The following is a 25,075-nucleotide window of genomic DNA, read 5'->3' on the forward strand; positions in this document are numbered from 1 at the left end:
GCGTGCACCTCATGCCCGCTTTTCCTGCCGGAACAAAGTAAAGTTCGCATTAACCATCGGCCAAGTGATTGCTGATCGCGGCAAGCCGTTGCGAGGCGCTGTGCAGGACAGGTTTGCAGCCCCTTGCCCGCCTTGGGCAAGCCTGACACAACCCACAATGTGACCTTTCCAGCCAGCCATCACCCCGCGAGGGTCGCGCCGGGCGATGAGCGGGTGCGTGCCGTGCTCGGGCCGACCAACACCGGCAAGACCCACCTCGCGATCGAGCGGATGTGCGCCCATTCCTCGGGCGTGATGGGCTTTCCGCTGCGGTTGCTGGCGCGCGAAGTCTATGACCGGGTGCGCAAGATCAAGGGCGACAAGCAGGTCGCGCTGATCACCGGCGAGGAGCGGATCGAACCGCCCGAAGCGCGCTATTTCCTGTGCACCGCCGAAGCCATGCCGCGCGTTGCGGGCGAGCATGCCTTTGTGGCGCTCGATGAAGCCCAGCTTGGGGCCGATCCCGAACGCGGCCACATCTTCACCGATCGCCTGCTCCATGCCCGCGGGCGCGAGGAAACGATGCTGCTCGGTTCAGCCACGCTCGAGCCGATTGTCAAAGCGCTGATACCGCGTGCCGAAATCGTCACCCGGCCGCGTTTTTCGACATTGAGCCATGCCGGCAGCGTCAAGCTCTCGCGCCTGCCGCCGCGCAGCGCGATTGTCGCCTTCTCGGTCGAGCAGGTCTACGCCATGGCCGAAGCGCTGCGGCGCTTTCGCGGCGGCGCGGCGGTGGTGATGGGCGCGCTGTCGCCGGAAACCCGCAACAAGCAGGTCGCCCTGTTCCAGTCGGGCGAGGTCGATTACATCGTCGCCACCGATGCCATCGGCATGGGCCTGAACCTCGATCTCGATCATGTCGCCTTTGCCGCGCTCTCGAAGTTTGACGGGCAGCGCCAGCGGCGACTGACCCCGGCGGAAATGGCGCAGATCGCCGGGCGTGCCGGGCGGCACCAGCGCGATGGCACCTTCGGCACGCTGTCGGGGATGGGTGCGCGGAACGGGCGCGGGGGGGAAGCGCTCGAATTTTCCGAAGAAGAAATCTACGCCATCGAGGAACACAGATTCGCGCCGCTCACGCACCTGTTCTGGCGCGAGGCCGAGCCGCGTTACGATTCGCTCGCCGCGCTGATTGCCGATCTCGAATCCAAGCCCGATGCGGCGATGCTGCGCCCCGCCCCGCAAGCGATTGATCTGGCCGTGCTCAAACGGCTCGCCGAAGAGCCCTTCGCGCAGGATATTCGCGGGCTGGCGCGCGTGCGGCGCTTCTGGGAGGCGTGCTCGCTTCCCGATTTCCGCCAGCTCGGGGTTGATCCCCATGCGCGCTTCGTCGCGCGGCTGTGGCAGGATCTGCGCGGCGGCTATCTCGGCGCGGATTTCGTCGCGGCGCGCATTGCCGAGCTCGATCGCACCCAGGGGGATATTGATACGCTGCAAGGAAGGATAGCCGCGATCCGATCTTGGGCCTATATCTGCCAGCGGCCCGATTGGGTGCTGGCGCGTGACGAGATGGCGGCTCGCGCCCGCGCGGTCGAAGCCCGGCTGTCCGATGCACTCCACGCACGGCTGACCGAAAGATTTGTGAACCGAAGGACGACACTCTTGATGAAATCGCTTGGGGCCGATGCCAGCCTGTTGCCGGTCGCGCTTGAAGAGGATGGCAGCCTGACTGTCGAAGGCGAAGTGATCGGCCGGCTCGATGGGCTGCGCTTCACCGTCGATCCCGCAGCGGGCGTGGCGGATCGGCGGATGCTGCTTGCCGCGGGCGAGAAGGCGCTGCCGGGCCTGCTCGCCGAGCGGGTGGCGTGGCTGCTCAGCGAAGGGCGTGCCGAGCTGGCAATCGGCGGCGGCGCGGTGCGCTGGCAAGGTCAGGGGCAAGGCCGCGCGCTGGCAGAGATCCGCTTTGCCGGCAGCAATATGCCGGGCGATTTCGGCACGCCGCGTCTCACCCTCACCCGCGACTGTGCGCTGCTGAACGAGGCCAGCCGCGCCCAGCTTGAAGCCGGGCTGGCAGCGTGGCTGGACGAACAGCTCGCCCCGCTCGAACCGCTGCGCAAGCTCGCCGAGGCGGCGCGCGATCCGGCTGCGGGCACAGAAGCGCGCGCGCTGCTGATTGCGCTGATCGAAGCGCGGGGGGTGATTTCCCGCGAGGAAGCGGGCCTGCAACACCTCCCCAAGGAAGCCCGCCCGTTCCTGCGCAAGCTGGGGGTGACTTTCGGCGCGCTCGATATCTTTGCCGCGCCCTTGCTCAAGCCCGCGCCGCGCCGCCTGTTGCATGCGCTCGGGCTCGATCTGCGCCCGCTCAACGAAGCGATGCTGTCGGTGCTGGCCGAAGGCAGCTGGCCCAAGGGGCGGCTGCCCGCAGGCTACCGGCTGGCGGGCGATCAGGCGATCCGCGTCGATCTGGCGGAGAAGATTTTCCGCGCCGCTTTCGAAGCCCGCGCGGCAAAGCCCGATGCCGCGCAGTTCCGGCTTGATCTCAGCCTGCCGGTCTCGATCGGCCTGACCGACGAGAACGCCCGCCGCCTGCTCGGCAGCGCGGGCTTCCGCTTTGATCGTGCCCGGCCCCTGCCCGAAGGCGCGCAAGGCGCACCCGCACCCGATCGCTGGAGCTGGCGTCCGCGCCGGCAAGGGGGGCGAACAGGAGAAGGCCCCGCAGCGCGCGCACCCCATAACCGCGCCAAGGGCAAACCCGCCCCGCGCGGCAAGCCCCATGGCAAGCCGCAACCGCGCGCACCCCAGCCGCGCCAAGCCGAAACCGGCCCGGCGCGCGCAGGCGGCGCCTTTGATGCCCTGGCAGACCTTCTCAAACGATGACAGGCGCGCCCGGCGCTCCTCCACCCACGGCCCTGCGGCTTGATCGGCTGCTGGTTTACCTGCGTTTCGCCAAGACCCGATCCGCCGCCAATGCGCTGATCGCCGCCCACGCGGTGCGGCGCAATCGACAGCCGGTGCGCCGCGCCAACGAACCGGTGCGGGTCGGCGATGTGCTGACCATCGCACTCGCAGCGGGTGTGCGGGTGTGCGAGATCACCGCCCTGCCAGCCCGGCGCGGCTCACCCGCAGAGGCGCAAAGCCATTATCGCGAGATTGATCTTGCGCTTTCGGGCATTACCAATCTTGACTCTGGCAATCTTGACCCCATTGAGCAAAAGGCCCTAGCAGCGCCCCTCCCGGAGCGCGGCTGACCGCCCATTCCGCTTTTCGAACGCTTCGCAGAAAGAGCCGCAATGACCTATGTCGTGACCGAAGACTGCATCAAGTGCAAATATACCGACTGTGTGGAAGTGTGCCCGGTCGATTGCTTCTACGAAGGCGAGAACATGCTGGTGATCAATCCCAGCGAATGCATCGATTGCGGCGTGTGCGAGCCGGAATGCCCGGCCGAAGCGATTCTCCCCGATACCGAGGACGGGCTGGAAAAGTGGCTTGAACTCAACACCAAATATTCCGCGCTCTGGCCGAATATCACCAGCCAGAAGGCGCCGCCCGAAGATGCCGATACGCACAAGGGCGAAAAGGACAAGTTCGAGAAATATTTCAGCACCGAACCCGGCGAAGGCGACTGAGTCGCCGCAGGGCCGCACCTATCTGCGAACCTTCGCAGGTCTGCAGAACGGGTGACTCGCAATTTTGCTGTCAGTGTGTTATATAATACGCAACCGCGCCGGCAGTGCCGCGCGTAGGTGTCGATAACCAGAAAGGCCGCGCACCAGCAAACCTCTATCCGGACACGATTTCCCGGTGTTGGATCCGCCCCCTCGGATGCTGCGCCGTCAGGGTATTTGTCCGCTCTCATGCTGGTAGCAAGGCTGCAGAAAGGAACTCGCATGGCAAGCGTCGCAAACGCATTCACGGTTGGTGATTACGTTGTTTACCCCAAGCACGGCGTAGGACGGGTGATCGAACTCCAGAGCGAAGAAATCGCCGGGATGAAGCTCGAACTCTATGTCCTTCGGTTCGAAAAAGAACGCATGACCTTGCGAGTGCCGGTGAACAAGGTCGAATCGATCGGGATGCGCAAGCTGTCTTCGGACAAGACGCTCAAGCAGGCGATGGAAACCCTCAAGGGCAAGCCCAAGGTCAAGCGCACCATGTGGTCGCGCCGTGCGCAGGAATATGAAGCCAAGATCAATTCGGGCGATCTCGTCTCGATTGCCGAAGTGACCCGCGATCTGTTCCGCCCGGAAGACCAGCCCGAGCAGTCCTATTCGGAACGGCAGATCTTCGAAGCCGCCTCGAGCCGCCTCGCACGCGAACTCGCCGCGATGGAAGAAACCGACGAGCCGACCGCGCTCAACAAGATCCTCGATGTGCTGCGCGAACACGCGCCGCAATATTACGAGACCAGCGAAGAAGGCTGAGACCTTCCTCCCATCTCCGGATACCAAAGGGCTGCCCCACCGGGCGGCCCTTTTTGGTTTGGAATTCCGGCCACTTGAATCCCCCACCCTAGTGTATTATATCGCCAACACACATGAGGTGGTGAGGAGTTTCGTGATGCGATTCGAACGGTTCCTGAAAAGCATGGCCCCGCTGGTGATGATGGGCATGGGCGTCAGCCTTGCCGGATGCGACGGGGTTTCGGTCAATGTGGGCGACAGCGAAGGCGTGCCCTTGGCCGAGCTTGATCTGTCCGGGCCAGTGCCGACCCGCATCGCGCTGGGATCGGGCGACAAGGTGATCCTCACCGAAGGCGATCAGCTCGCCATCACCATCGAAGGCGATGACGCCGCGAAAGAAGATCTGCGCTTCGTGCGCGACAAGGATCTGCTCGGCATTGCACGCAAGTCGGGCCTCTTCAACAAGGACACTGCGCCCGCCACGATCCGCGTGACGATGGCCCCGCCGAGCGAGCTGATGATCGGGGGCAGCGGCACGATCGAGGCGCAATCGCTCGACCCCAACGCCACTTTAGCCATTGGCGGCAGCGGCACGATCAACTTCGCGCGGTTCATCGGCGAATGGCTCGAAATCAGCATTGGTGGCAGCGGCAATGTGAAGGGCGGCGGCACGGCCAAGCAGCTTGAAATCAACATCGGCGGCAAGGGCAAGGTCGATCTCGCCGGGCTCAAGACCGACCGCGGCGAAGTCTCGATCGGCGGCAGCGGCGATGTTGCCTTCGCCTCGGATGGCGAAGTGGAAGCCAACATCGCTGGCTCGGGCACCGTCAAGGTGACGGGCCGCGCCAAGTGCACCACCAACAGCTTCGGCTCGGGCAAACTGATCTGCGAACCCGCCGCCGAACCGCAGGAACCCGCGCCCGCAGCCGCGCAATAGGGTTTGCCTTTTCATAAGGGGTGCGCGTAGGATCATGCCCATGCGCACCCCCCACCTTCTCGCTGTCGCCCTCGCCGCGCTGGCCTTGCAGGGCTGTCTCGCCAAAGCCGCCGTGGGTGCGGTGACCTTACCGGTCAAGGTTGCCAGCCGCGGGGTCGATCTTGCCACCGAAAGCCAGTCCGAAGCGGACGAGAAGCGCGGCCGCGAGATCCGCAAGCGCGAGGAAAAGCTCGGCGCCCTCCAGCGCGATTATGACAAGGCGATGCAGCGCTGCGGCGATGGGGACGATGTGGCGTGCGAACGCGCCCAGGCGGCCCGGGCCGAGATGAAAGCGCTGATGCCGGGCGTCCCGGTCGAACCGGAACGCTGAGCGCGGCTAGGCCGCCGCCCGCCGCAGCCGATCATTGATGGCAAGGCCGATCCCCGCGTTCGGCACCGGGGCAACTGCGATGCGCGGCTGCACAGCCTTCGCCCCTTCGTGCAGGCAGGCATAGAGCCGCGCCGCAGCCTCGGCGAGATCGCCTGTGGCTGACAGCGTGACGTCACCGGCAACCGGCCCGAACCCGATCAGGAATTCATCGGCCTCTGCCGCTTGCGCATCAAGCCGCACCGGCTTGCCCGGCGCGTAATGGCTGGCAAGCTGGCCCGGGGCCTCGATCGCGCCGCTGGCCGGGGCCTGCGCCTCGATCAGCACCGGGCCGGGGCGCAGTTCCTCGATCCGGCCATCCGCCCGCAGGGCCACGATGGTGGATTCCACCCCGGCAGCACAGGGACCACCATCGAGCACCATGTCGATCCGCCCTTCGAGCGAGGCAAGCACGTGGGCCGCGGTGGTCGGGCTAATGAAGCCTGATCGGTTCGCCGAAGGCGCAGCGAGCGGGAAATCAACCTTTTCGAGCAAGGCGCGCATCACCGAGTGCGCCGGGGCACGCAACGCCACGGTTGGCAAGCCTGCCGTCACGGCGTCCGCCAGCATCGCATCGGCACGGCGCGGCAACACCAGCGTGAGCGGGCCGGGCCAGTATCGGGCCATCAGATCGCGCGCCGGATCGGTCAGCACCGCATAGCGCTCGGCCTGTTCCGCGCCCGAGACGTGCACGATCAGCGGGTTGAAATCCGGACGGCCCTTGGCGGCATAGATTTTCGCCACGGCGGCGGGCGAATCCGCGCGGGCAGCGAGGCCGTAAACCGTCTCAGTCGGCACCGCGACAAGCCCCCCTGATTCGAGGCAGAGCGCCGCCCGCGCGATCCCCGCAGCGTCGGCCGCCAGCACTTCCGTAACGTTCTTGCCGCTCATGCCAAGGCGCTATATTCAAAGCCGTCCGCTGCCAAGTAAGGATGTAACACCCCCGTGAACGCCTATACCCCTCCCACCGCCGACCAGCTGCTCGCCATCCGCGTCAATGCCGGGATTGAAGAGCTCGCGCAGAGCGAGAAATTCGCTCACGCCGAAGCCGATCTGGTCGAAGCGATTGTCGAAGGCGTCGGACAATTTGCAGCCGGGGAATTCGCTCCGCTCAACCGCATTGGCGATCTCGAAGGCGCGCGGCTTGAAAACGGCGTGGTCCGCCTGCCGGACGGGTTCGAAAGCGCTTACAAGGCCTATGTCGAACAAGGCTGGAATGCGATTGCCAGCCCGGCCGAATTCGGCGGGCAAGGCATGCCCTTCACCCTCGCGTGCAACGTGTTGGAAAACCTCGGCGCGGCGAACATGGCCTTCACCCTGCTGCCGATGCTTTCAGTAGGCGCGATCGAGGCGCTCGAACATCACGGCACGAAAGATCAGCAGGCGAAATATCTGCCCAAGCTGGTGAGCGGCGCATGGTCCGGCACCATGAACCTGACCGAGCCGGCCGCGGGCAGCGATGTCGGCGCCTTGCGCTCGACCGCAGAGCCCATCGAAAGCGGCCCACATACGGGCAAGTACCGGATCACCGGCCAGAAGATCTACATCACCTGGGGCGAGCATGATCTGGCGGAGAACATCATCCACCTCGTCCTCGCCCGCCTGCCCGGCGCGCCCGAAGGTTCGCGCGGGATCAGCCTGTTCGTGGTGCCCAAATATCATGTGAATGATGATGGCAGCCTCGGCCCGAAGAATGATCTGCGCTGTGTCAGCCTTGAGCACAAGCTCGGCATCAATGCCTCGCCCACCTGTGTGATGAGCTATGGCGACAATGGCGCGTGCATCGGGGAACTGGTCGGCCAGCCCAACAAGGGTCTCGCTGCGATGTTCACGATGATGAACAATGCGCGCATCAATGTTGGCAACCAGGGGGCGCAGATCGCCGAACGCGCGACCCAGCAAGCGCTCGCCTATGCGCGCGACCGGGTGCAATCGGCCCGCGCGGGTTCGCCTGACAAGACTCCGGTGGCGATTATCGAGCATCCCGATGTGCGCCGCATGATCCTGCGGATGAAAGCGCTGACCGAAGGCTGCCGCGCGCTGCTTTATTACTGCGCGGGGCAGGTCGATCGCGGCAATTGCGGCGATGAGGCCGCGAAGAACCGCGCCGAGATCATCGTGCCGCTGCTCAAGGCATGGGGCACGGATATTGGCGTCGAGGTGGCAAGCCTTGGCATCCAGATCCACGGCGGGATGGGCTTTGTCGAGGAAACCGGCGCGGCGCAGCACTGGCGCGATTCGCGCATCGCGCCGATCTACGAAGGCACCAACGGGATTCAGGCGGCTGATCTCGTCACCCGCAAGCTCGGGCTTGATGGCGGCGAAGCGATGATCGCCTTGTTCGAAAGCATCGCGCGCGAGGCCGCAGGCGAACGGACGCTGGCCACTTTGGCCGAGGATTGCGCCGGGATCGCACGCTGGATGCAGGGCGAGGCCAGCCTCGATGATCGCCTCGCCGGCAGTGTGCCCTTCTGCACCATGGCCGCCGTGTGCGTCGCGGGCTGGCAATTGATGAAGCAAGCCGCGGCGGTTGCCGCAGGCGCGGCGCCGTCGTTGGCGGAGAGCAAGCCGGTGACCGTGCGCTTCTTCCTTGATCGGGTGGTGCCCGAGGCACTGGGCCTCAAGGCGGGCGCGGTGGCGGGTGCAGACCTGCTCTATGCTCTGCCGGCGGAAAAGCTCGCCGGGTGATGACGGGCGGCGGCGACGTCTGGGACCGCATTGCCGCTGCGCTCGAACGGCTAGCGCCGCCTGCGCCGGAGCCGACCGATTGGGGCGCAGCCCCCGCCTATTGGTGGGATGGCACCCACGCGCAGCCGCTGGCGATGCTCCCCGCCCTGCCGCTGGCAGGCCTGATCGGGATTGATCCGCAGAAAAGCGCCGTGCGCGCCAATCTTACCCGGCTGGCAACAGGCGCGGCGGCGCAGGACATGCTGCTGTGGGGCGCGCGCGGGATGGGCAAGTCGGCGCTGGTGCGCGCTGCCCTTGCCGATGTGGCACAGGCGCATCCGGGCCGGATCGCGCTGGTGCAGATGGCGGGCGGCAGCCTTGCCAGCTTTCCCCGCCTGATCAGCGCGCTGGCCGGCAGCGACCGGGCCTTTCTCCTCTTTATCGATGATCTCGGCTTCGGGGCTGACGCCAAGGCGGAAAACCTCGCGCTGCGCAGCCTGCTCGATGGTGGGATCATCCCGCGCCCGGCACGCATCCGCATCGCTGTCACGTCAAACCGGCGCGGCATTGTCACCCGCAGTGCCGATGAAAGCGCGGCGTTGCACGAGCGGGACGAGCGCGATGATGCGCTCGCGCTAGCGGACCGGTTTGGCCTCACTCTCGCGTTTCATCCGGCGGATCGCGAGACCTATCTCGCGATCATCGCTCACTATCTTGATCCGCCGGGTCTGGCGTTCAGTGCAGAGGAAGCGATGGCCTTCGCCATCCAGCGCGGCAACCGATCAGGTCGCACCGCGCTGCAATTCGCCACCGAGATAGCCGGACGGGCGGGCGTTGCGCTCTAGCTGACCTTCTGCCCCGCCTGCTGCCGCAAGTAATCCGCCTCGCGCTCGCGGGTGGGATCGCGCAGCTCGCGCGCGGGCGGCAAGCGCTCGCTCTTGACCCGGGCGATCCCTGCGCCCGGCGCGGCACCGGGAGCAACAACCCGCCAGATAATGCCCGCGGTGTCGTCCGAAATCAGCAGCGAACCATCGCCCGCCCATGCGGCCCAGGTCGGTCGCCCGCTGGTTTTGCCATCGTCGCGCAGGAACCCCGTCAGCACCGGCACCGGCTTGCCCACCGGGTTGCCGCGTGCATCAAAGGCCACATAGACGACATCATAGCCCGACGGCGGCTTGCGGTTCCACGAACCATGCCGCGCGATGAAGGCGCCGCGGGCGAATTTGTCGCCCATCCGGTGGCCTTCGGCCGTGAACACCATGCCCAAGGCCGCGACGTGCGGCCCCAGCGCATATTCGGGATTACGGGTATATTCGGTGAGGAAGGCGGGCATCGGATGCTTCACCCGCCGATCGAAATTGTCTTTGTAATAGACCCACGGCCAACCGTAATGTGCGCCAACCGGCACATTGGTGAGGTAATCGGGGACGAGATCGGAGCCGAGCATGTCGCGCTCGTTCACCGTGGTCCACAGCTCCCCGCTCCACGGCGAGAAATCGAGACCATTGGGATTGCGCAGGCCGAGCGCAAAGGGTCGCTGGCGCTTTTCGCTGAGATTATACTCCCAGATCATCGCGCGGCCTTCTTCCACCGCCATGCCGGATTCGCCGATATTGCTGACCGAGCCGACCGCGACGTAGAGCAGATCATCAGTCGGATGCAGGGCGAGATTGCGCATCCAGTGGCCACCGCCCGGCGCCAGATTCATCAGCTTGCGCGGGGTGCTGGTCACCGTGTCGCCGCCGAGCGCGTAATCAAACGCCAACACGGCGTTGTGATTGGCGACATAAAGCGTGTCATCGCGCCAGGCGAGGCCCGAAGGGGAATCAAGCCCGTCCTCAAGCAGCACGGTGCGCTTGTCCGCCGCGCCATCACCATCCGTATCGCGCAGCAGCACGATCTGGTTGGCCGAGGATCCGGCCGAACCGGCCTTGGCGAAGAGATAGCTCGCCACCCAGCCCTTGATCCGGTCCATGATCCCACTCGGCGCCTGTTCCATCCTGGGCGCGCGGGTCAGGCTCACCAGCACATCGCCATTGGGAAGGGTGTACAGCGTGCGCGGGTGATCGAGCCCTTCGGCAAAGCGGTTGACCGCGAGCCCTGCGGCAGGCTTGGGCGCTTCGTCCGCAGCCCAGCCCACCGGCTCGGCAATCTGAACCGTCGGGAAGCTTTGCTCCTGCGGCTTGGCGAGGGTCGGATCCGTGCCGACCACATCCTCCACCGCCAGCTCGGCGGTCTGCCCGCGAGTCAGGAAAAACAACGCCGCCCCGGCCACCACGACCAGCACGGCAAGCGCGATTGCGATCTTGCGAAAAATGCCCATGTGCGCAGGGATAGAGGGCGCTTGCCCTTGCGGCAATGGGCGAACTCGTCAAAGGAGCGCAGCATGTATGATTTCAAGGCGCAACCCGGGGCTGATCCGGCCGAACTCTATCGCGATCTGTGCGCTGCGGCCGATGCGCTGACCGCGGGTGAGCCCGATGCGGTGGCCAATATGGCCAATGTCGCCGCGCTCCTGTGGGAATTCCTGCCTGATCTCAACTGGGCGGGGTTCTACCGCGTCGCGCCTGCCAAGGATGGCGCGGCGGATGAGCTGGTGCTTGGCCCGTTTGTGGGCAGGCCGGCCTGCATCCGCATTCCTTTCGGCAAGGGTGTCTGCGGTACCGCAGCCGAAAGTCGCGCCACGCAACTTGTCGAGGATGTGCACGCCTTCCCCGGCCATATCGCCTGCGATGCCGCCAGCCGCAGCGAATTGGTCGTGCCGGTGCTGCGCAACGGCGCGGTGGTGGCGGTGATTGATCTCGACAGCCCCTCACCCGCCCGTTTCACGCCAGCGGATGCGGCGGGGATCGAAGCGCTCGCTACCTTGTTGGCCGAACGGGTCTAAGCAGCGTTCAAACGCCAGGCGCTGTCAGAATTCGCCGCCGGTGAGGCGCTGGCACAGCAGATCAAGCTGATCGAGCGTGGTGTAACGGATCGACATCACGCCCTTGCGCGGATCGCCTTCGGGCTTGATCCGCACATTCAGACCAAGAAACTCCTCGAGATGCTGCTGCACCGCGAGGATATCCGCATTGCTCGCCGGGGCTTCTTGCGGCGTCGCTGTCCCGGGGGTACCGGCGGCATTGGTGGATTTGCGGGTGAGCTTGCGCACCAACATCTCAACCTCACGCACCGAAAGATTGTCGCGCACGGCAATATCGGCAAGCTCGGCGGCATCCTCGCGCCCGATCAGCGCGCGGGCATGACCCATCGTCAGCTGGCCCTGCTCGACCAGATCAAGCACGGCATCGGGCAAGTGAAGCAGGCGCTGGAGATTGGCGACATGGCTGCGCGATTTATCCACAAGCCGTGCAATTTCGGCCTGAGTCAGGCCTTCATCATCAGCAAGCCTTTGATAAGCCTTGGCTTCTTCGATAGGATTGAGATCTTCGCGCTGGAGATTCTCGATCAGCGCCAGCGCCATCACCTCGCGCTCGTCCAGCGTGCGCACCAAAGCGGGGATTTCGTGGAGCCGCGCCTTCTGCGCCGCGCGCCAGCGCCGCTCGCCCGCCACCAACTGGTATTGGCCCGGACCCACCGGGCGCACGATAATCGGCTGGATCACGCCGCGCGCCGCGATCGAAGCTGCAAGCTCATCCAGCGCGGCTTCATCGAAATGCTTGCGCGGATTGCCCGGCAGCGGCTTGATCGCGGCAACCGCAATCATCCGCAGCGGGGAGGCATTCGCTCCGCTCTCCGGGATGGCGGCACCGCTGGTGTCACGATCGACCACCAGAGGCTCTTCCCGACGGGTTTCGCCGAGCAGCGCGCCAAGGCCGCGTCCGAGCCGCTTGGGCTTGTCGGCAACCATCCGCAACGGCTGGATAGTGTCCTCGCTCATGCTGCTTGCCTTTCTGCCGGAAAGCGCCCGATCAATTCGCGGGCGAGCGCGATATAGGCGCGGCTGCCCGCGCAGGAATGATCATAGACCAGTGCGGGCAAGCCATGGCTCGGCGCCTCGGACAGGCGCACATTGCGCGGGATCACGGTTTCGAACACCAGCTTGCCGAGGCATTCGCGCACATCTTCGGAGACCTGATCGGTCAGCCGGTTTCGACGATCATACATCGTCAGCGCCACGCCGATAATGCCCAGTGCCGGGTTGAACAATTGCTGCACCTTCTCAACCGTCTGGAGCAGTTGGCTCAGACCCTCGAGCGCGAAAAATTCGCATTGCAGCGGCACCAGCAAGGTATCAGCGGCGCACAGCGCGTTGAGCGTCAACAGCCCGAGCGATGGCGGGCAATCAATGAAGCAGATATCGTGGCCCTTGTGGCCGCGCAGCGCCTGGGCGAGCCGCGCGGTGCGCTCTTCCACCGACACCAGCTCAACCTCCGCACCGGAGAGATCAACAGTTGCCGGCACGAGATCGAGACCGGGGATCGTCGTCGGCACGGTCGTGCTTGCCAGCGACACCTGATCAACCAGCAGATCATAGCTCGAAAGACTGCGCGCAGCCGCCGAGACGCCGAGCCCGGTCGAAGCATTGCCTTGCGGATCGAGATCAATCAGCAGCGTGCGCCAACCGGTTGCAGCCATCGCCGTCGCGATATTGATCGCGGTGGTGGTCTTACCCACCCCGCCCTTCTGGTTGGCTATGGCGATTGTCAGCATAGTTGTGACCCTACCTCTCGCGCGCACATCTATCACAGCTTGAGGATGATTCCGGCATCCTTATCCGTCAAGGATTGTTCCACGTGGAACATTTTCCGAATCGACGGCCTGAGCGAAGCCAATTCGTGCGCCGCCGAGCGGCCCTTGGGCAAGACGTAGCGCGTGGCGGCTGTGGAGAAAGGCGCGGATAAGCTGAGCAGGGTTTCAAGCGGCGCAAAGGCGCGCGCCGAAATCGCCCGCGCAGGAAAGGGTGTGATGCGTTCAAGCCGCTCACCGATCACCTGCGCCTTGGGCAGCGCCAGCTCGGCAAGGCAGTGATTGAGAAAGGTCACGCGTCGGGCGCGGGATTCGACCATGGTGACAGGCATCTGCGGGCACAGGATCGCGATCACCAGCCCCGGCAGGCCGGGCCCCGAGCCGAGATCAAGCCATGGCCCCTGCGCGCCGCTGCCCAATGTTTCACGTGGAACAAATTGCAAGAGCTGCGCCGAATCGGCGATATGGCGCTGCCAGAGCTGCGCCTCGCTTGGCTTGCTGATGAGGTTCTGGCGCTGGTTCTCCTCCAACAGAAGGACGGCATAGCGATCAAGCATCGCCATCGCGTCAGGTGCGGCCAACTCGTCAGCAAGCCGGGCGACAAAGTCGCGTGCCTCCTCCTCGCAGGAAATCAGTTCGGCGGCGCTCACGCCGCTTGCTCGCGGCGGCGCGCATGCACCAGCAAGGCCGACAGCGCGGCAGGCGTGATACCCGCCACCCGCCCTGCGGCTGCAAGCGAAACCGGCGCCGCCTTGCTCAAGCGTTCGACCATCTCGTTCGACAGGCCCGGCACCTGTCCATAGGGAAAGTCGGCCGGCAGCGGCAGGGCTTCCGAAGCACGCAGATCGCGCAGCTCGGCGTCCTGCCGCGCGAGATAAGGCGCATAGGCCGCGTCTTCGGCCATTTCCTCGGCCAGCAGGGGATCCAGCGCCGTCACCTCACCCAGCCACGGGGCAAGCGCTTCCAGGGTTACGCCATCATAGCGCAGCCATTCGGCCAAGGGCTTTTCGCCGTGATCGCGCCGCACCGGCAAGCCCATATCTGCCAACTCGCGCGCATGGACCCTCTGCGCATGTTTCACGTGGAACATCGCGCGGATCTCTTCGCGCCGCTCCCACCAACCGCGGCGCTCCTCGCCAATGCACCCCGCCGCGATCCCCAACCCGGTGAGCCGGGTTGAAGCATTGTTGGCGCGCAGCCGCAGGCGATATTCCGCCCGCGCGGTGAGCATCCGGTACGGTTCGGACACGCCCTGCAAGGTCAGGTCATCAACCATCACCGCGATATAGGCATTCGCACGGTCCAGCGCCGGTGCTGCCTTGCCCAGCGCGGCGGCTGCAGCCTCAAGCCCTGCCACAAGACCTTGCGCAGCGGCCTCTTCATAGCCGGTCGTGCCGTTGATCTGCCCTGCGCAATAGAGCCCGGGAATGGCGCGCAGTTGCAGATCGGACGTCAGCGCACGCGGATCAATATGATCATATTCGACCGCATAGCCCGGCTGCACGATCTCCGCCCGCGCGCAGCCCGGCATCGCGCGCACCACCACCTCTTGCACGTCAGTCGGCAGCGAGGTGCTGATTCCGTTGGGATAGACGAGATGCGTGGTCAGCCCCTCGGGTTCGAGGAACACCTGATGCCCGTCACGATCACCGAAGCGATGGATCTTGTCCTCGATCGAGGGGCAATAGCGCGGACCCGCCGCAGCAATAGCACCCGAAAACAGCGGAGAGCGGTGCAGATTGGCACGGATCGCATCATGCCCTTCCTGCGTGGTGCGGGTGATCGCACAGAAGACTTGGGGATTGATGCGGCGCGGGGTGAGCGGCGACATCGTCCAGGCATCCGCGTCGGAGGGCTGTTCTTCCAGCGCGGCCCAATCAATCGTGCGCCCATCAAGCCGCGGCGGTGTGCCTGTCTTGAGCCGCGCCATCGGCAGATCAGCCCCGCGCAATTGCCGGGCAAGGCGATGCGCAGCATTTTCGCCAATGCGCCCGCCCTCAAAGCGCTCCTCGCCGCGAAACAGCACCCCGCCAAGGAAGGTGCCGGTGCAAAGAACCACCCGCTCGGCGTGGAGTATCGTGGCATCGGCAAGTTCCAGCCCGGCAACCCGCCCGCCCTGCATCACCAGCGCCGCCGCCTCGCCTTCGATCAGGGTGAGACCACGCTGTGCGCGCACCATGCGCTGCACCGCGGCCTTGAACAGCACGCGATCCGCTTGCACGCGCGGGCCCCAGACGGCACTGCCCTTGGACCGATTGAGCATGCGGTAATGAATCGCGCCTGCATCCGCCGCACGGCCCAGCACACCATCAAGCGCATCGACTTCGCGGACGAGATGGCCCTTGCCCAAGCCGCCAATCGCCGGGTTACAGCTCATCGCGCCAATCGCGGACAGATCAAAGCTGACAAGCGCCGTGCGCGCACCCATGCGCGCGGCGGCACAAGCCGCTTCGACCCCGGCGTGTCCTCCGCCGACCACGATGACATCAAATTGGTGCATGATGGTGCGGCAAATAGGCGTTTGCCGCGCCTTCGTCAAAGTTGTTCCCGCACCTGTTTCACGTGGAACATCGCCGGGTTGCCAAGGCTACTTGCCAATACAAAACCGTCCGAACAGCGCGTCGAGCATGTCTTCGGTCGTCGCGCGCCCGATCAGCCGATCAAAGGCGAGGCGCGCGCGGCGCAGTTCCTCGGCCGTCAACAGCGAGTCTGTGAGGCTTTGCGCCGCAGCCAGTGCCTCCGCCGCCTCTGCGAGACGCGCGTGCTGCCGGGCGTTGAGTGCAGCCTCGCCCGGCTTGGGGAGGGCTGCCCGCGCCGCCTCCACCAGCGCGGATTTGAGCGGGCCGAGCCCTTCGCCTGTCGTCGCCGATAGCGTGAAGCGCGCCTGCGCCTTCGCCATGAAGTCTGCCCGATCCGCCTGCGCGGCGATCTCCCACGCCGCAGACGGCCCCTTGCCTTCCGGGCCCAACCACAGCACCACATCGGCCCGTTCAAGCTCCCCGCGCGCGCGATCAATCCCGATCGTCTCGATCGCATCGTTGCTGGCATCGCGCAGCCCTGCCGTGTCGACGAAGGTAAAGGGTACGCCGGCAATCGCCACCGATCGTTCGATCACATCACGCGTCGTGCCCGCAATCGGCGAAGTTATGGCTGCCTCGCTTTCGACCAACGCATTGAATAGAGTCGATTTTCCAGCATTGGGCGGGCCAGCGAGGACGACCCGAAAGCCCTCCCCCAGTTTCTCGGATCGTGGCCGCGCCAGCCACTCGGCCAGTTCCCCGGCCAGCGCGGCGATGTTCCACGTGAAACCATCGGGCAGATCGGCGGCGTCTTCCTCGTCGGAGAAATCCAGCACTGCCTCCAATTCAGCCGAAAGGCCCAGAACCCGCGCGCGCCAGCCCTCGACCTGCCGTGACAAGGCTCCCTGCATCGCGCCAAGCGCGGCGGCGCGTTGCAATTCCGTCTCGGCGCTGAGCAGATCGGCGAGCCCTTCGGCCTCAGCCAAATCGAGCCGCCCATTGGCAAAGGCGCGCCGGGTAAACTCGCCCGGCTCGGCCCGGCGCAGCCCCGGCAGTGCAGCGAGCGCAGTCTCAATCGCGGCGATAACCGCTCGCCCGCCATGGCAATGCAGCTCGGCGAGATCCTCACCCGTCGCGGTGTTGGGGCCGGGAAACCACAAGACCAGCGCCGAATCGAGCATCACCCCCGCCGCATCGCGCAAGGTGGCAAGGCTCGCCCGGCGCGGCGCTGGCAACCGGCCCGTCAGAGCCTGCACGGCAAGCGCAGCCTGCGCCCCCGATATGCGGATCACACCGATCGCAGCGGGCGGCGCGCCGCTCGACAGCGCGAAAATGGTGTCAGAGGCATTCACGTGAAGCGGGCGGTGCTATTCACCAGACTTGCCACCGCCGCCCTCGCGCTTGGAGGCGGCCGCCTTCATCCCGCCTTCGACAAAGCTCTGGAACAGCTTGAGCCCCACCTGCCCCATCGGCGCAAGTGCCTGCGCATATTCCTGCAACTGATCGGGATTGGAGACGCCCTTCATCGCCTTGGCGATGTTTTCGACATAGATGTTATTGGCGCTGCTCACATCCGGCAGGCCCATGAAATTGCGGGCTTCTTCCGGGGTGCATTCGATTTCGATATTGATCTTCATGGGGCTCTCTCCCGTCCGGCACGCGGCCAATATGCCCTATTTGGGGTTGGCAAGCGGGCAAGGCAATAGATAGGAGGCAGGGCATAACCTAAGGAGAGACCCTGATGACCACCGTCACCATCCCCACGCTCGACAGCGATGCCAGCTTCACCGGCTATATCGCCCGGCCCGAAGGTGGCGCCAAAGCGGCTGTGATTGTCATTCAGGAGATTTTCGGGGTCAATCCGGGCATCCGCCAGAAGTGCGACAAGCTCGCTGCCGAAGGCTATCTCGCGCTGGCGCCCGATCTGTTCTGGCGGCTCAAGACGGGCATTTCGCTCGATCCCGATATCGCAGCCGAGTTCACCGAAGCGCTCGATTGGATGGGCAAGTTCAATCAGGATGCCGGCATTCGCGACATTCAGGCCGCGATCAATTACCTGCGCGCGCATGAAGGCGCAGCCAAGGTCGGTTGCGTGGGCTATTGCCTCGGCGGCAGGCTCGCATTCATGACCGCCGCGCGCACCGATATTGATGCCAGCGTCGGCTATTATGGGGTGGGCATTGACGGGTTGCTGGGCGAGGCCAAGGCCATTGCCAATCCGGTGATGCTGCACATCCCGACAGCCGATGGCTTTGTCCCGCCCGAAACGCAGGCCGCGATGCATGCCGGGCTTGATGATCACCCCAAGGTCACTTTGCATGATTACGCCGGGCTCGATCACGGCTTTGCCACCGAGGTGGGCAAGCGGCGTGATGAAGCCGCTGCCACGCTCGCTGATGCCCGCACCAGCGCCTTTTTCGCCGAGCATCTCGCGTGAGTGCGGCCAACCTCGCGCGCTGGCATGCCTATATGGAGGGCGGGAGCGATCCCGCGCTCCTTGCCGCCATGCTGGCCGAGGATGCCGTGTTCCATTCTCCGGTGGTCCACACTCCACAGGCCGGAAAGGCCGTGGTGATGGCCTATCTGGTGGCCGCCAGTCACGTGCTGGGGAATGACACGTTCCACTATGTCCGCGAGCTGGTGGACGGCGACGAGATGATGCTCGAATTCGTGACCGAGCTTGACGGCACCACGATCAACGGGGTCGATATCATCCGCTGGAACGCGGAAGGGAAAATTCAGGATTTCAAGGTGATGGTACGCCCGCTCAAGGCGATCAACAAGGTGTGGGAGATGATGGCGGCGCAGCTCGCCGCCACCAAATCCTAATTCAGCACCGCGAAATTGACGATCATCTTGCGCACTTCGGGCGCGATCCCTTCGGGCAATTCGCGCTCGAGCATCTCACGCCGGCTGGCGATGCTTTCGGCAATCAGCACCCGCTTCATCGCCCAATCCGGGCAGGACCGTTCCTCGATTGCACGGCGATCCAGCAAAGTGATCCCGCTGTGGCGGGGATCTTCGGTGATGCGCAGCATCAGCGCCACCAGCGCTTCCTCCTCGCCTTCGATCAGCTGGAGGAAGTTGCGCCCATTATAGAGCAGCAAGCCGGTGATTTCCCGCGCCGGATTGTTGCGCGCGCTGGTCGCGAGAATCGCGTCCACTTCATCGCGCGATAGGGTCGGCGCGGTGCTGATGTAGAGATATTGACTGAGCACTGGCCGAACCGCTTTCCCGTCGCTGTAAACCGCCCCCCACCGGGCCTTACTGATTCATGGTATCGAAGAAATCCGCGTTGGTCTTCGAATCCTTCATCTTGTCGAGCAGGAATTCCATCGCATCTACGGTGCCCATTTGCATCAGGATGCGGCGCAGCACCCACATCTTCGAGAGCTTGTCCTTCTCGACCAGCAGTTCTTCCTTGCGGGTGCCCGACTTGCCGACATCAAGCGCCGGGAAGATGCGCTTGTCAGCGACCTTGCGATCAAGCACGATTTCGCTGTTACCGGTGCCCTTGAATTCTTCGAAGATCACTTCGTCCATGCGGCTGCCGGTGTCGATCAGCGCGGTGGCGATGATGGAAAGCGAGCCGCCTTCCTCGATATTGCGCGCCGCGCCGAAGAAGCGCTTTGGGCGCTGGAGCGCATTGGCATCGACACCACCTGTCAGCACCTTGCCCGACGAAGGCACCACAGTGTTGTAGGCGCGGCCGAGACGCGTGATCGAATCGAGCAGGATCACCACGTCATGCTTGTGCTCGACGAGGCGCTTGGCCTTCTCGATCACCATTTCGGCCACCTGCACGTGACGCTGCGCGGGTTCATCGAAGGTCGAGGACACCACCTCACCCTTCACCGAACGCTGCATGTCGGTCACTTCCTCGGGCCGTTCGTCGACCAGCAGCACGATCAGGAACACTTCGGGGTGATTATCGGTGATCGCCTTGGCGATGTTCTGCAACAGCACCGTCTTACCCGTGCGCGGCGGCGCGACGATCAGGGCGCGCTGGCCCTTGCCCTGCGGGGCAATGATATCAATCACCCGCGCGCTCTTGTCCTTGACCGTCGGATCAAGCGAATCGAGGATCAGCTTCTCATCGGGGTAGAGCGGCGTCAGGTTGTCGAAATTGGTGCGCAGGCGCACCGCATCGGGATCATCGAAATTTACCTTGGAAAGCGTCGTCAGCGCGAAATAGCGCTCGCCATCGCGCGGGGCGCGAATTTCGCCTTCGACAGTGTCGCCGGTGCGCAGGCCCCATTTGCGGACCTGGTTGGGCGAGACATAGATATCATCCGGCCCGGCAAGGTAATTGGCCTCGGGGCTGCGCAGGAAGCCGAAGCCATCCTGCAACACCTCGATGGTGCCGATGCCCATGATCTTTTCTTCGTATTCTTCATCCTCGGCGAGTTCGCGCAGGATCGAGAACAGCAAATCCTGGCGGCGCATCGTCGAGGCGCCTTCCACGCCGAGCTCTTCCGCCATCGCGACCAGTTCGGCCGGGGTCTTCTGCTTGAGGTCTTTGAGATGCATGTCGTCTTCATCCGCAAGGGTCAGGTGGGCCGGATGGTCAGTGCCTCTCTGGGAAAGAGAGGTGCCTTGTGCGCCAGGGGCAGCAAGGCCGGGCTTGGAGAAAGCAGACCGCCGGGATCATCATCGTCCCGGTCAACCGGATATGGTGAGCACGGCCATAGAATTGGCCCTGCCCGAGGTCAATCGCGGAAAATGCCTCAGAACGGCTTGAGATAAACCAGCACGACGATGACGATCAGCACCAGCCCCGGCAATTCGCCGATCATCCGCAGGCGTCCTTCGGTCAGCGGGCGCTCACCCCGTGCCATCTTCTTGGTCTGGCCCACCAGCCAGCCGTGAAAACCCGTCAAAACCAGCACCAGCGTCAGCTTGGCGTGGAACCAGCCCGAGGAAAAATGGCCGCCTGCATAGGCCATGGTCAGCCCCAGCACCCAGACAATGATCAGGCTGGGGGTGAGGATGATTTTCCTCAGCTTGCCCATCCGGTCCGCCCATTTGGCCTCCCCCGCCGAGCCCGGCGCGTGATCGAGCATGTAGATGCACTGACGCGGCAGCATGAACAGCCCCGCCAGCCAGAACACCATGAAGATCACATGCCCCGACTTCAGGAACAGGTAGATCGAAAGCAGCGCATCCTGCATCGGCTCAGCCCCTTAATGCGGCGAGAAGTTGGTGCACGTGATCAATCGGGGTGAATTGACCGATCCCGTGGCCCAGATTGAAGACATGCGGGCGATCTTCGAATGCCGCGATGATGGTCTTGACCCGCGCGGGCAAGGCCGGGCCGCCGGCTTCCACCAGCAGCGGATCGAGATTGCCCTGCACCGGCATGCCTTCGGGCAGGCTCTGATGCGCCCACACCGGATCAAGCGTTTCATCAAGGCCCACCGCATCGACGCCGGTTTCGCGGGCATAGGCGGGCAGCTTGGCCCCCGCACCCTTGGGAAAACCGATCACCGGCGTATCGGGGTGCGATTGCTTGAGCGCGGCGGTGATTTTGGCATTGGGCGCGATCACCCAGCGTTCGAACTGGTCGGGCGCAAGGCTGCCAGCCCAGCTGTCGAACAATTGCACCGCTTCCGCGCCCGCATCGATCTGGCCGCGCAGATAGGTGACCGAGTGATCAATGATTGCATCAATGATCGCCTGAAGCCGCGCCGGATCGCGATAGGCAAGCAGCCGCGCCGGGCCCTGATCCTTGGAACCTTCGCCCGCGATCATGTAGGTCGCGACGGTCCACGGGCTCCCCGCAAAGCCCAGCATCGTCACATTATCGGGCAATTGGGCGCGAGTCAGGCGCACGGTTTCATAGACCGGATCGAAATGATGCAGCGCCGGGGCGAATTCTGACAGATCGACCTCAAGCAAGGTCGGCGAAAGCTTGGGCCCTTCGCCTGCCATGAAAGCCAGCCCCTGCCCCATGGCATGCGGCACGATCAGGATATCGGAAAACAGGATCGCGCCATCGAAACCGAACCGCCGGATCGGCTGCACGGTGATTTCCGCCGCCGCTTCGCTATCGTAAACGAGTTCGAGAAAGCCGCCCTTCTTGGCGCGCAATTCGCGATATTCGGGCAGATAGCGCCCGGCCTGCCGCATCAGCCACACGGGGGCTGTGGGCTGACGAATTCCTTTGAGCGTATCGAGCAATGGGCCAGGCATGGAGTTCCTCTAAGCAAATATAAATAGATTTTAAAAGGATTGAGGGAGTCTGTTGGCCCTGTGGATAGCGGGAATTCCCCGGCGCTGCCGGACTTATCCGGCGATGGATGTGTGCAAGATCCCCTCTCGACTCTGCGGCAATGCCCGGTCAAGCCTGAGATATCCCCATTGTCCCCAGCCTGTCGATACAATCTCGATTGTGTCGAGAAAGACCCGCAGGAAAGCGCCGGTAGCGGGTATGAAAACGTCTCCCCACCTTGCCCACGCTTTCCTCCCGTGGTTTATGCGGCAACCTGTCCACAGGCGGGACCGCAAGACAGGCAGGGCGGGCTGATGATGAATCGAATCAATCTCCATCTTGTCTCGGATTCAACCGGCGAGACGCTGGAAATGATCGCCAAGGCTGCGCTTGCCCAGTTTGATGATCCCTCGGTCAACCGGCATTTCTGGCCGATGGTACGCTCGCTCCAGCATCTTGATCGCATTGCGCCTGATCTGGCGCAGAATCCGGGGCTGGTGCTGTATACGCTGGTCAATCCCGAAACCCGCAAGCGGCTGGAAGAGCATTGCCGCCATCTTGGCCTGCCTGCCCTGCCGGTGCTCGATCAGGTGACCGCTGCGCTCGAAGCCCATCTCGGGCAGGAACAATTGCACAAGCCCGGCCGCCAGCACGCGATGGACGAGGATTATTTCCGCCGGGTCGAGGCCATCCAGTACACCATCGCCCATGATGACGGGCTCGGCCATGAGGAATGGGAACAGGCCGATATCGTCCTCGCAGGGGTTTCGCGCTCGTCGAAAACGCCGACCGCGATCTATTTGGCCAATCGCGGCTACAAGGTCGCCAATATCCCGCTGGTGGTGGAAAGCCCGCCGCCCAAGGCGTTGTTCGGCCTGCGCCAGCCGCTGGTGGTGGGGCTGACGACTGCGCCCGAACGGCTCATCCAGATCCGCCGCAACCGTCTGCTTACGCTCAACGAAACCGGCGAGACGGCCTATGTCGATTCCGAAAGGGTCAAGGAAGAGCTGCAATTCGCGCGCCGGATGTTTGCTGATAATGGCTGGCCGGTGATTGATGTGACCCGCCGCTCGATCGAGGAAAGCGCGGCCGCGATCATCCGGCTGGTGCAGGAACGCCAGCGCCGTGACCGGCAGATTGATGGTGTGGGCAAACCGATATGACCGCGCGCCTGATCCTTGCGAGCAAATCGGCCTCGCGCCGCGCCATGCTTGATGCTGCCGGTGTGGCTTACGAAGCCGTGCCCGCTGCGCTTGACGAACGCGCGCTTGAGGCGAGCCTTGTGGGGGCGAGCCCCGCCGAAGTTGCCGAAGCGCTTGCGGTGGCCAAGGCAGCGGCGGTTGCGGCGGTGCATCCCGATGCGCTGGTGCTCGGCTGTGATTCGCTGGTGGTGGCGGGCGGACAGCGCTTTGATAAGCCCGCGAGCCGCGAAGAGGCAGCCGAACATCTGCGGTTCTTTTCGGGCCGCGAAATGGCCTTGCACAGCGGTGCGGCGCTGGTGCGCGGCACCACCTGCGAATGGAGCCACAGCGCGCTCGCGCGGCTCCATGTGCGCCCGCTGTCCGAAGATTTCATCGCGCATTATCTCGATCAGGAATGGCCCGAGGTCAGCCACACCGTCGGCGTGTTCCGGATCGAAGCCTTGGGCGTGCAGCTGTTTGAACGGATCGAAGGAGAGCATTTCACCATTCTCGGCATGCCGCTGCTGCCAGTGCTGGGCGCGCTGCGGGAGGCAGGGATGTTGTGCGCATGAGCAAGCTCCTTCAACAAGGCTCAGGACAGGCCTACGCCGAAGTGATCGGAGATCCGATCGCACAGTCCAAGTCTCCGGCGATCCACAATTTCTGGCTGGCAAAGCTCGGGATCGCGGCGGAATACCGTGCCTGCCATGTCCGGCCCAAGGAACTGGCCGACTATCTCAAGACGCGTCGCGGCGATCCCTGGTGGCGCGGCTGCAATGTCACCATGCCCCACAAGCAGGCGGTGATGGCGGGGCTTGATCGCATCGAAGCGCCCGCTGAGGCCATCGGCGCCGTCAACACCGTGCTCCCTGATGGTGCGGGTGGATTGATCGGCACCAACACCGATGCGGTGGGCTTTCTCGAACCCCTCGCCAAGGAACTGGCCCAAACGCATTATTTCCGCATGGCGCGGATCATCGGCACGGGCGGTGCGGCGCGCGCGATCATCACCGCGCTGGCGGGCCAAGGTTTCACGCTGGTGGTCGCGGGGCGCGATCCCGCCAAGGCACGCCGCCTGCTCGACGAGCTCGCGCCCCAGGGCGAACATCACACGCCGCATCTGTCGCATTTTGCCGCGCCCACCGATTTCGCGTTTGATGACCGCGAAGGCTGCTGCGATCTGGTGATCAATGCTTCCAGTCTCGGGATGCAGGGCCAGCCGCCGCTTGCCTTTGACTGGAGCCATGCCCCGCCTGGCGCCATCGCCTATGATATTGTCACGGCGCCGCTCGATACGTCCTTCCTGAAAGGCGCGCGTGCGGCGGGCTTCCGCACGATTGATGGCCTTGCGATGCTGGTCGGACAGGCTGCCGCCGCCTTCGAACGCTTTTTCGGCCAAGCCCCGCCGCGGGAGCATGATGCCGAACTGCGCCGCGTGCTGACTTCATGAAAAAGCCGAAGATCATTGGCCTCACCGGCTCGATCGGCATGGGCAAATCGACTGTCGCGGCGATGTTTGCCGAGGCCGGGATCCCGGTGTTCGATGCCGATGCCGAAGTCCGCGTGATGCAAGGTCCGGGCGGTGAACTTCTGCCTGCGATCGAGGCCGCTTTTCCCGGTTCAACGGGGCCACAGGGGGTCGACCGTGACCGGCTCGGCCATCAGGTCTTTGCCGACAAGGCCGCGCTCGCCCGGCTTGAGGCGATTGTCCACCCCGCTGTCGGCGCCAGACGCGCTGCGTTTCTTGCGGCGCATGCCGATAAGCCTGCGGTGGTGTTCGATATCCCCCTGCTATTCGAGCGCGGCGGGCATGAAGCGGTCGATGCGATCGTCGTGGTCTCGGCCCCGCACCACGAACAGCGCGCACGGGTGCTGGCCCGTCCGGGTATGAGCGCCGAGAAACTCGAACACATCCTTTCGCTGCAAACGCCCGATGCGGAAAAGCGCGAACGCGCGCATCATGTGATCGATACCGGCACCTCGCTGGCGGAAACCCGCGCGCAAGTCAGTGCGCTGATTGCCGAATTGCTCGCCCCCGATGCCGGGACGGGCTCATGAAAACTTCGCTTGCGTCGCGGGC

At 64.4% G+C, this 25,075-nt stretch carries 27 protein-coding genes; 15 read left to right on the plus strand and 12 right to left on the minus strand.

Annotated features, from left to right (window positions below):
• Positions 1 to 159 precede the first annotated feature (159 nt).
• From SOQ14_RS07420 to SOQ14_RS07445, 6 genes are all read left to right on the plus strand, one after another.
• Positions 160 to 2,856: a helicase-related protein gene (locus tag SOQ14_RS07420; protein WP_416232740.1), complete on the plus strand. Its 2,697-nt coding sequence runs from the start codon at positions 160 to 162 to the stop codon at positions 2,854 to 2,856.
• The gene (locus SOQ14_RS07425) at positions 2,853 to 3,227 is read left to right on the plus strand and encodes a S4 domain-containing protein (protein ID WP_322897422.1); all 375 of its coding nucleotides are present in this window, start codon (positions 2,853 to 2,855) and stop codon (positions 3,225 to 3,227) included. The genes SOQ14_RS07420 and SOQ14_RS07425 overlap by 4 nt, the downstream gene beginning before the upstream one ends.
• Before the next feature lie 42 nt (positions 3,228 to 3,269).
• Positions 3,270 to 3,608, plus strand: a complete 339-nt coding sequence (fdxA, locus tag SOQ14_RS07430; protein ID WP_322897423.1) for a ferredoxin FdxA — start codon at positions 3,270 to 3,272, stop codon at positions 3,606 to 3,608.
• Between the two features lie 261 nt (positions 3,609 to 3,869).
• On the plus strand, positions 3,870 to 4,403 hold the full coding sequence (locus tag SOQ14_RS07435) for a CarD family transcriptional regulator (protein ID WP_322897424.1): 534 nt from the start codon (positions 3,870 to 3,872) through the stop codon (positions 4,401 to 4,403).
• Between the two features lie 136 nt (positions 4,404 to 4,539).
• On the plus strand, positions 4,540 to 5,319 hold the full coding sequence (locus SOQ14_RS07440; protein WP_322897425.1) for a GIN domain-containing protein: 780 nt from the start codon (positions 4,540 to 4,542) through the stop codon (positions 5,317 to 5,319).
• A gap of 40 nt (positions 5,320 to 5,359) precedes the next feature.
• Positions 5,360 to 5,689, plus strand: a complete 330-nt coding sequence (locus tag SOQ14_RS07445; protein WP_322897426.1) for a hypothetical protein — start codon at positions 5,360 to 5,362, stop codon at positions 5,687 to 5,689.
• Positions 5,690 to 5,695: 6 nt separating this feature from the next.
• On the opposite strand, the gene SOQ14_RS07450 is transcribed toward SOQ14_RS07445, so the two are convergent.
• Positions 5,696 to 6,616 carry an L-threonylcarbamoyladenylate synthase gene (locus SOQ14_RS07450; RefSeq protein ID WP_322897427.1) on the minus strand — a complete coding sequence of 307 codons (921 nt, stop codon included), beginning with the start codon at positions 6,614 to 6,616 and terminating at the stop codon, positions 5,696 to 5,698.
• A gap of 54 nt (positions 6,617 to 6,670) precedes the next feature.
• On the opposite strand from SOQ14_RS07450, the gene SOQ14_RS07455 reads away from it, so the two are divergent.
• Together SOQ14_RS07455 and SOQ14_RS07460 are read left to right on the plus strand one after the other, a co-directional pair.
• Entirely contained in the window at positions 6,671 to 8,413 is a 1,743-nt protein-coding gene (locus tag SOQ14_RS07455) for an acyl-CoA dehydrogenase family protein (RefSeq protein ID WP_322897428.1), read from the plus strand.
• Positions 8,413 to 9,237 carry a DUF815 domain-containing protein gene (locus tag SOQ14_RS07460; protein WP_322897429.1) on the plus strand — a complete coding sequence of 275 codons (825 nt, stop codon included), beginning with the start codon at positions 8,413 to 8,415 and terminating at the stop codon, positions 9,235 to 9,237. Before SOQ14_RS07455 ends, SOQ14_RS07460 begins: the two co-directional genes overlap by 1 nt.
• Here SOQ14_RS07460 and SOQ14_RS07465 read toward each other — a convergent pair.
• On the minus strand, positions 9,234 to 10,715 hold the full coding sequence (locus tag SOQ14_RS07465; RefSeq protein ID WP_322897430.1) for a PQQ-dependent sugar dehydrogenase: 1,482 nt from the start codon (positions 10,713 to 10,715) through the stop codon (positions 9,234 to 9,236). The two genes, SOQ14_RS07460 and SOQ14_RS07465, sit on opposite strands and share 4 nt — an antisense overlap.
• Positions 10,716 to 10,778: 63 nt before the next feature.
• Here SOQ14_RS07465 and msrC point away from each other — a divergent pair, with 63 nt between their 5' ends.
• Complete coding sequence (msrC, locus tag SOQ14_RS07470) at positions 10,779 to 11,279, plus strand: free L-methionine (R)-S-oxide reductase MsrC (RefSeq protein ID WP_322897431.1); 501 nt, start codon at positions 10,779 to 10,781, stop codon at positions 11,277 to 11,279.
• Between the two features lie 24 nt (positions 11,280 to 11,303).
• Here msrC and SOQ14_RS07475 read toward each other — a convergent pair whose 3' ends face one another.
• The 6 genes from SOQ14_RS07475 to SOQ14_RS07500 all read right to left on the minus strand — a co-directional run bounded on the left by SOQ14_RS07475 (position 11,304) and on the right by SOQ14_RS07500 (position 17,240).
• The gene (locus tag SOQ14_RS07475; RefSeq protein ID WP_322897432.1) at positions 11,304 to 12,275 is read right to left on the minus strand and encodes a ParB/RepB/Spo0J family partition protein; all 972 of its coding nucleotides are present in this window, start codon (positions 12,273 to 12,275) and stop codon (positions 11,304 to 11,306) included.
• Positions 12,272 to 13,048, minus strand: coding sequence for a ParA family protein (locus SOQ14_RS07480; RefSeq protein ID WP_322897433.1), 777 nt, complete (start codon positions 13,046 to 13,048; stop codon positions 12,272 to 12,274). The genes SOQ14_RS07475 and SOQ14_RS07480 overlap by 4 nt, the downstream gene beginning before the upstream one ends.
• A 32-nt stretch (positions 13,049 to 13,080) precedes the next feature.
• Positions 13,081 to 13,734 (minus strand): 16S rRNA (guanine(527)-N(7))-methyltransferase RsmG, encoded by a 654-nt coding sequence (rsmG, locus tag SOQ14_RS07485; protein ID WP_322897434.1) that lies wholly within the window; start codon positions 13,732 to 13,734, stop codon positions 13,081 to 13,083.
• Entirely contained in the window at positions 13,731 to 15,584 is a 1,854-nt protein-coding gene (mnmG, locus tag SOQ14_RS07490) for a tRNA uridine-5-carboxymethylaminomethyl(34) synthesis enzyme MnmG (protein ID WP_322897435.1), read from the minus strand. Before mnmG ends, rsmG begins: the two co-directional genes overlap by 4 nt.
• 87 nt (positions 15,585 to 15,671) lie before the next feature.
• On the minus strand, positions 15,672 to 16,955 hold the full coding sequence (mnmE, locus tag SOQ14_RS07495) for a tRNA uridine-5-carboxymethylaminomethyl(34) synthesis GTPase MnmE (RefSeq protein ID WP_322897436.1): 1,284 nt from the start codon (positions 16,953 to 16,955) through the stop codon (positions 15,672 to 15,674).
• Positions 16,956 to 16,970: 15 nt separating this feature from the next.
• Positions 16,971 to 17,240, minus strand: a complete 270-nt coding sequence (locus SOQ14_RS07500; RefSeq protein WP_322897437.1) for a DUF6489 family protein — start codon at positions 17,238 to 17,240, stop codon at positions 16,971 to 16,973.
• Positions 17,241 to 17,344: 104 nt separating this feature from the next.
• On the opposite strand from SOQ14_RS07500, the gene SOQ14_RS07505 reads away from it, so the two are divergent.
• Both SOQ14_RS07505 and SOQ14_RS07510 read left to right on the plus strand, forming a co-directional pair.
• Entirely contained in the window at positions 17,345 to 18,040 is a 696-nt protein-coding gene (locus SOQ14_RS07505) for a dienelactone hydrolase family protein (RefSeq protein ID WP_322897438.1), read from the plus strand.
• A 32-nt stretch (positions 18,041 to 18,072) separates the two neighbouring features.
• Positions 18,073 to 18,432 carry a nuclear transport factor 2 family protein gene (locus SOQ14_RS07510; RefSeq protein WP_322897864.1) on the plus strand — a complete coding sequence of 120 codons (360 nt, stop codon included), beginning with the start codon at positions 18,073 to 18,075 and terminating at the stop codon, positions 18,430 to 18,432.
• On the opposite strand, the gene SOQ14_RS07515 is transcribed toward SOQ14_RS07510, so the two are convergent.
• From SOQ14_RS07515 to hemE, 4 genes are all read right to left on the minus strand, one after another.
• On the minus strand, positions 18,429 to 18,821 hold the full coding sequence (locus SOQ14_RS07515) for a BLUF domain-containing protein (protein WP_322897439.1): 393 nt from the start codon (positions 18,819 to 18,821) through the stop codon (positions 18,429 to 18,431). The two genes, SOQ14_RS07510 and SOQ14_RS07515, sit on opposite strands and share 4 nt — an antisense overlap.
• Positions 18,822 to 18,867: 46 nt before the next feature.
• Positions 18,868 to 20,133, minus strand: coding sequence for a transcription termination factor Rho (gene rho, locus SOQ14_RS07520; protein ID WP_322897440.1), 1,266 nt, complete (start codon positions 20,131 to 20,133; stop codon positions 18,868 to 18,870).
• Between the two features lie 197 nt (positions 20,134 to 20,330).
• Complete coding sequence (locus SOQ14_RS07525) at positions 20,331 to 20,774, minus strand: CopD family protein (protein ID WP_322897441.1); 444 nt, start codon at positions 20,772 to 20,774, stop codon at positions 20,331 to 20,333.
• 4 nt (positions 20,775 to 20,778) lie between these two features.
• Complete coding sequence (gene hemE, locus SOQ14_RS07530) at positions 20,779 to 21,795, minus strand: uroporphyrinogen decarboxylase (protein ID WP_322897442.1); 1,017 nt, start codon at positions 21,793 to 21,795, stop codon at positions 20,779 to 20,781.
• Positions 21,796 to 22,131: 336 nt separating this feature from the next.
• On the opposite strand from hemE, the gene SOQ14_RS07535 reads away from it, so the two are divergent.
• From SOQ14_RS07535 to coaE, 4 genes are read left to right on the plus strand one after another with little or no spacing between them, the layout of a single operon-like run.
• Entirely contained in the window at positions 22,132 to 22,977 is an 846-nt protein-coding gene (locus SOQ14_RS07535; RefSeq protein WP_322897865.1) for a pyruvate, water dikinase regulatory protein, read from the plus strand.
• Complete coding sequence (locus SOQ14_RS07540) at positions 22,974 to 23,567, plus strand: Maf family nucleotide pyrophosphatase (protein WP_322897443.1); 594 nt, start codon at positions 22,974 to 22,976, stop codon at positions 23,565 to 23,567. Before SOQ14_RS07535 ends, SOQ14_RS07540 begins: the two co-directional genes overlap by 4 nt.
• Positions 23,564 to 24,445 carry a shikimate dehydrogenase gene (aroE, locus tag SOQ14_RS07545; protein WP_322897445.1) on the plus strand — a complete coding sequence of 294 codons (882 nt, stop codon included), beginning with the start codon at positions 23,564 to 23,566 and terminating at the stop codon, positions 24,443 to 24,445. The genes SOQ14_RS07540 and aroE overlap by 4 nt, the downstream gene beginning before the upstream one ends.
• A complete protein-coding gene (gene coaE, locus SOQ14_RS07550; protein WP_322897446.1) occupies positions 24,442 to 25,053 on the plus strand; it encodes a dephospho-CoA kinase in 612 nt (203 codons plus the stop codon). The genes aroE and coaE overlap by 4 nt, the downstream gene beginning before the upstream one ends.
• The last annotated feature ends 22 nt before the right edge of the window (positions 25,054 to 25,075 follow it).

Origin of the sequence: Erythrobacter epiphyticus, from assembly GCF_034653295.1 — a bacterium.
Lineage (GTDB): Bacteria > Pseudomonadota > Alphaproteobacteria > Sphingomonadales > Sphingomonadaceae > Erythrobacter.

Excerpts from the sequence above, each read along its gene's own strand:
- SOQ14_RS07445 (WP_322897426.1), top strand. The coding sequence starts at position 5,360 with ATGCGCACCCCCCACCTTCTCGCTGTCGCCCTCGCCGCGCTGGCCTTG.
- msrC (WP_322897431.1), top strand. The coding sequence starts at position 10,779 with ATGTATGATTTCAAGGCGCAACCCGGGGCTGATCCGGCCGAACTCTAT.
- SOQ14_RS07535 (WP_322897865.1), top strand. The coding sequence starts at position 22,132 with ATGAATCGAATCAATCTCCATCTTGTCTCGGATTCAACCGGCGAGACG.
- mnmG (WP_322897435.1), bottom strand. The coding sequence starts at position 15,584 with ATGCACCAATTTGATGTCATCGTGGTCGGCGGAGGACACGCCGGGGTC.
- SOQ14_RS07525 (WP_322897441.1), bottom strand. The coding sequence starts at position 20,774 with ATGCAGGATGCGCTGCTTTCGATCTACCTGTTCCTGAAGTCGGGGCAT.
- SOQ14_RS07465 (WP_322897430.1), bottom strand. The coding sequence starts at position 10,715 with ATGGGCATTTTTCGCAAGATCGCAATCGCGCTTGCCGTGCTGGTCGTG.
- rho (WP_322897440.1), bottom strand. The coding sequence starts at position 20,133 with ATGCATCTCAAAGACCTCAAGCAGAAGACCCCGGCCGAACTGGTCGCG.
- SOQ14_RS07500 (WP_322897437.1), bottom strand. The coding sequence starts at position 17,240 with ATGAAGATCAATATCGAAATCGAATGCACCCCGGAAGAAGCCCGCAAT.
- coaE (WP_322897446.1), top strand. The coding sequence starts at position 24,442 with ATGAAAAAGCCGAAGATCATTGGCCTCACCGGCTCGATCGGCATGGGC.
- SOQ14_RS07425 (WP_322897422.1), top strand. The coding sequence starts at position 2,853 with ATGACAGGCGCGCCCGGCGCTCCTCCACCCACGGCCCTGCGGCTTGAT.
- aroE (WP_322897445.1), top strand. The coding sequence starts at position 23,564 with ATGAGCAAGCTCCTTCAACAAGGCTCAGGACAGGCCTACGCCGAAGTG.
- SOQ14_RS07450 (WP_322897427.1), bottom strand. The coding sequence starts at position 6,616 with ATGAGCGGCAAGAACGTTACGGAAGTGCTGGCGGCCGACGCTGCGGGG.
- SOQ14_RS07505 (WP_322897438.1), top strand. The coding sequence starts at position 17,345 with ATGACCACCGTCACCATCCCCACGCTCGACAGCGATGCCAGCTTCACC.
- SOQ14_RS07475 (WP_322897432.1), bottom strand. The coding sequence starts at position 12,275 with ATGAGCGAGGACACTATCCAGCCGTTGCGGATGGTTGCCGACAAGCCC.
- SOQ14_RS07480 (WP_322897433.1), bottom strand. The coding sequence starts at position 13,048 with ATGCTGACAATCGCCATAGCCAACCAGAAGGGCGGGGTGGGTAAGACC.
- hemE (WP_322897442.1), bottom strand. The coding sequence starts at position 21,795 with ATGCCTGGCCCATTGCTCGATACGCTCAAAGGAATTCGTCAGCCCACA.
- SOQ14_RS07540 (WP_322897443.1), top strand. The coding sequence starts at position 22,974 with ATGACCGCGCGCCTGATCCTTGCGAGCAAATCGGCCTCGCGCCGCGCC.
- fdxA (WP_322897423.1), top strand. The coding sequence starts at position 3,270 with ATGACCTATGTCGTGACCGAAGACTGCATCAAGTGCAAATATACCGAC.
- SOQ14_RS07435 (WP_322897424.1), top strand. The coding sequence starts at position 3,870 with ATGGCAAGCGTCGCAAACGCATTCACGGTTGGTGATTACGTTGTTTAC.
- SOQ14_RS07440 (WP_322897425.1), top strand. The coding sequence starts at position 4,540 with ATGCGATTCGAACGGTTCCTGAAAAGCATGGCCCCGCTGGTGATGATG.
- SOQ14_RS07510 (WP_322897864.1), top strand. The coding sequence starts at position 18,073 with ATGGAGGGCGGGAGCGATCCCGCGCTCCTTGCCGCCATGCTGGCCGAG.
- SOQ14_RS07460 (WP_322897429.1), top strand. The coding sequence starts at position 8,413 with ATGACGGGCGGCGGCGACGTCTGGGACCGCATTGCCGCTGCGCTCGAA.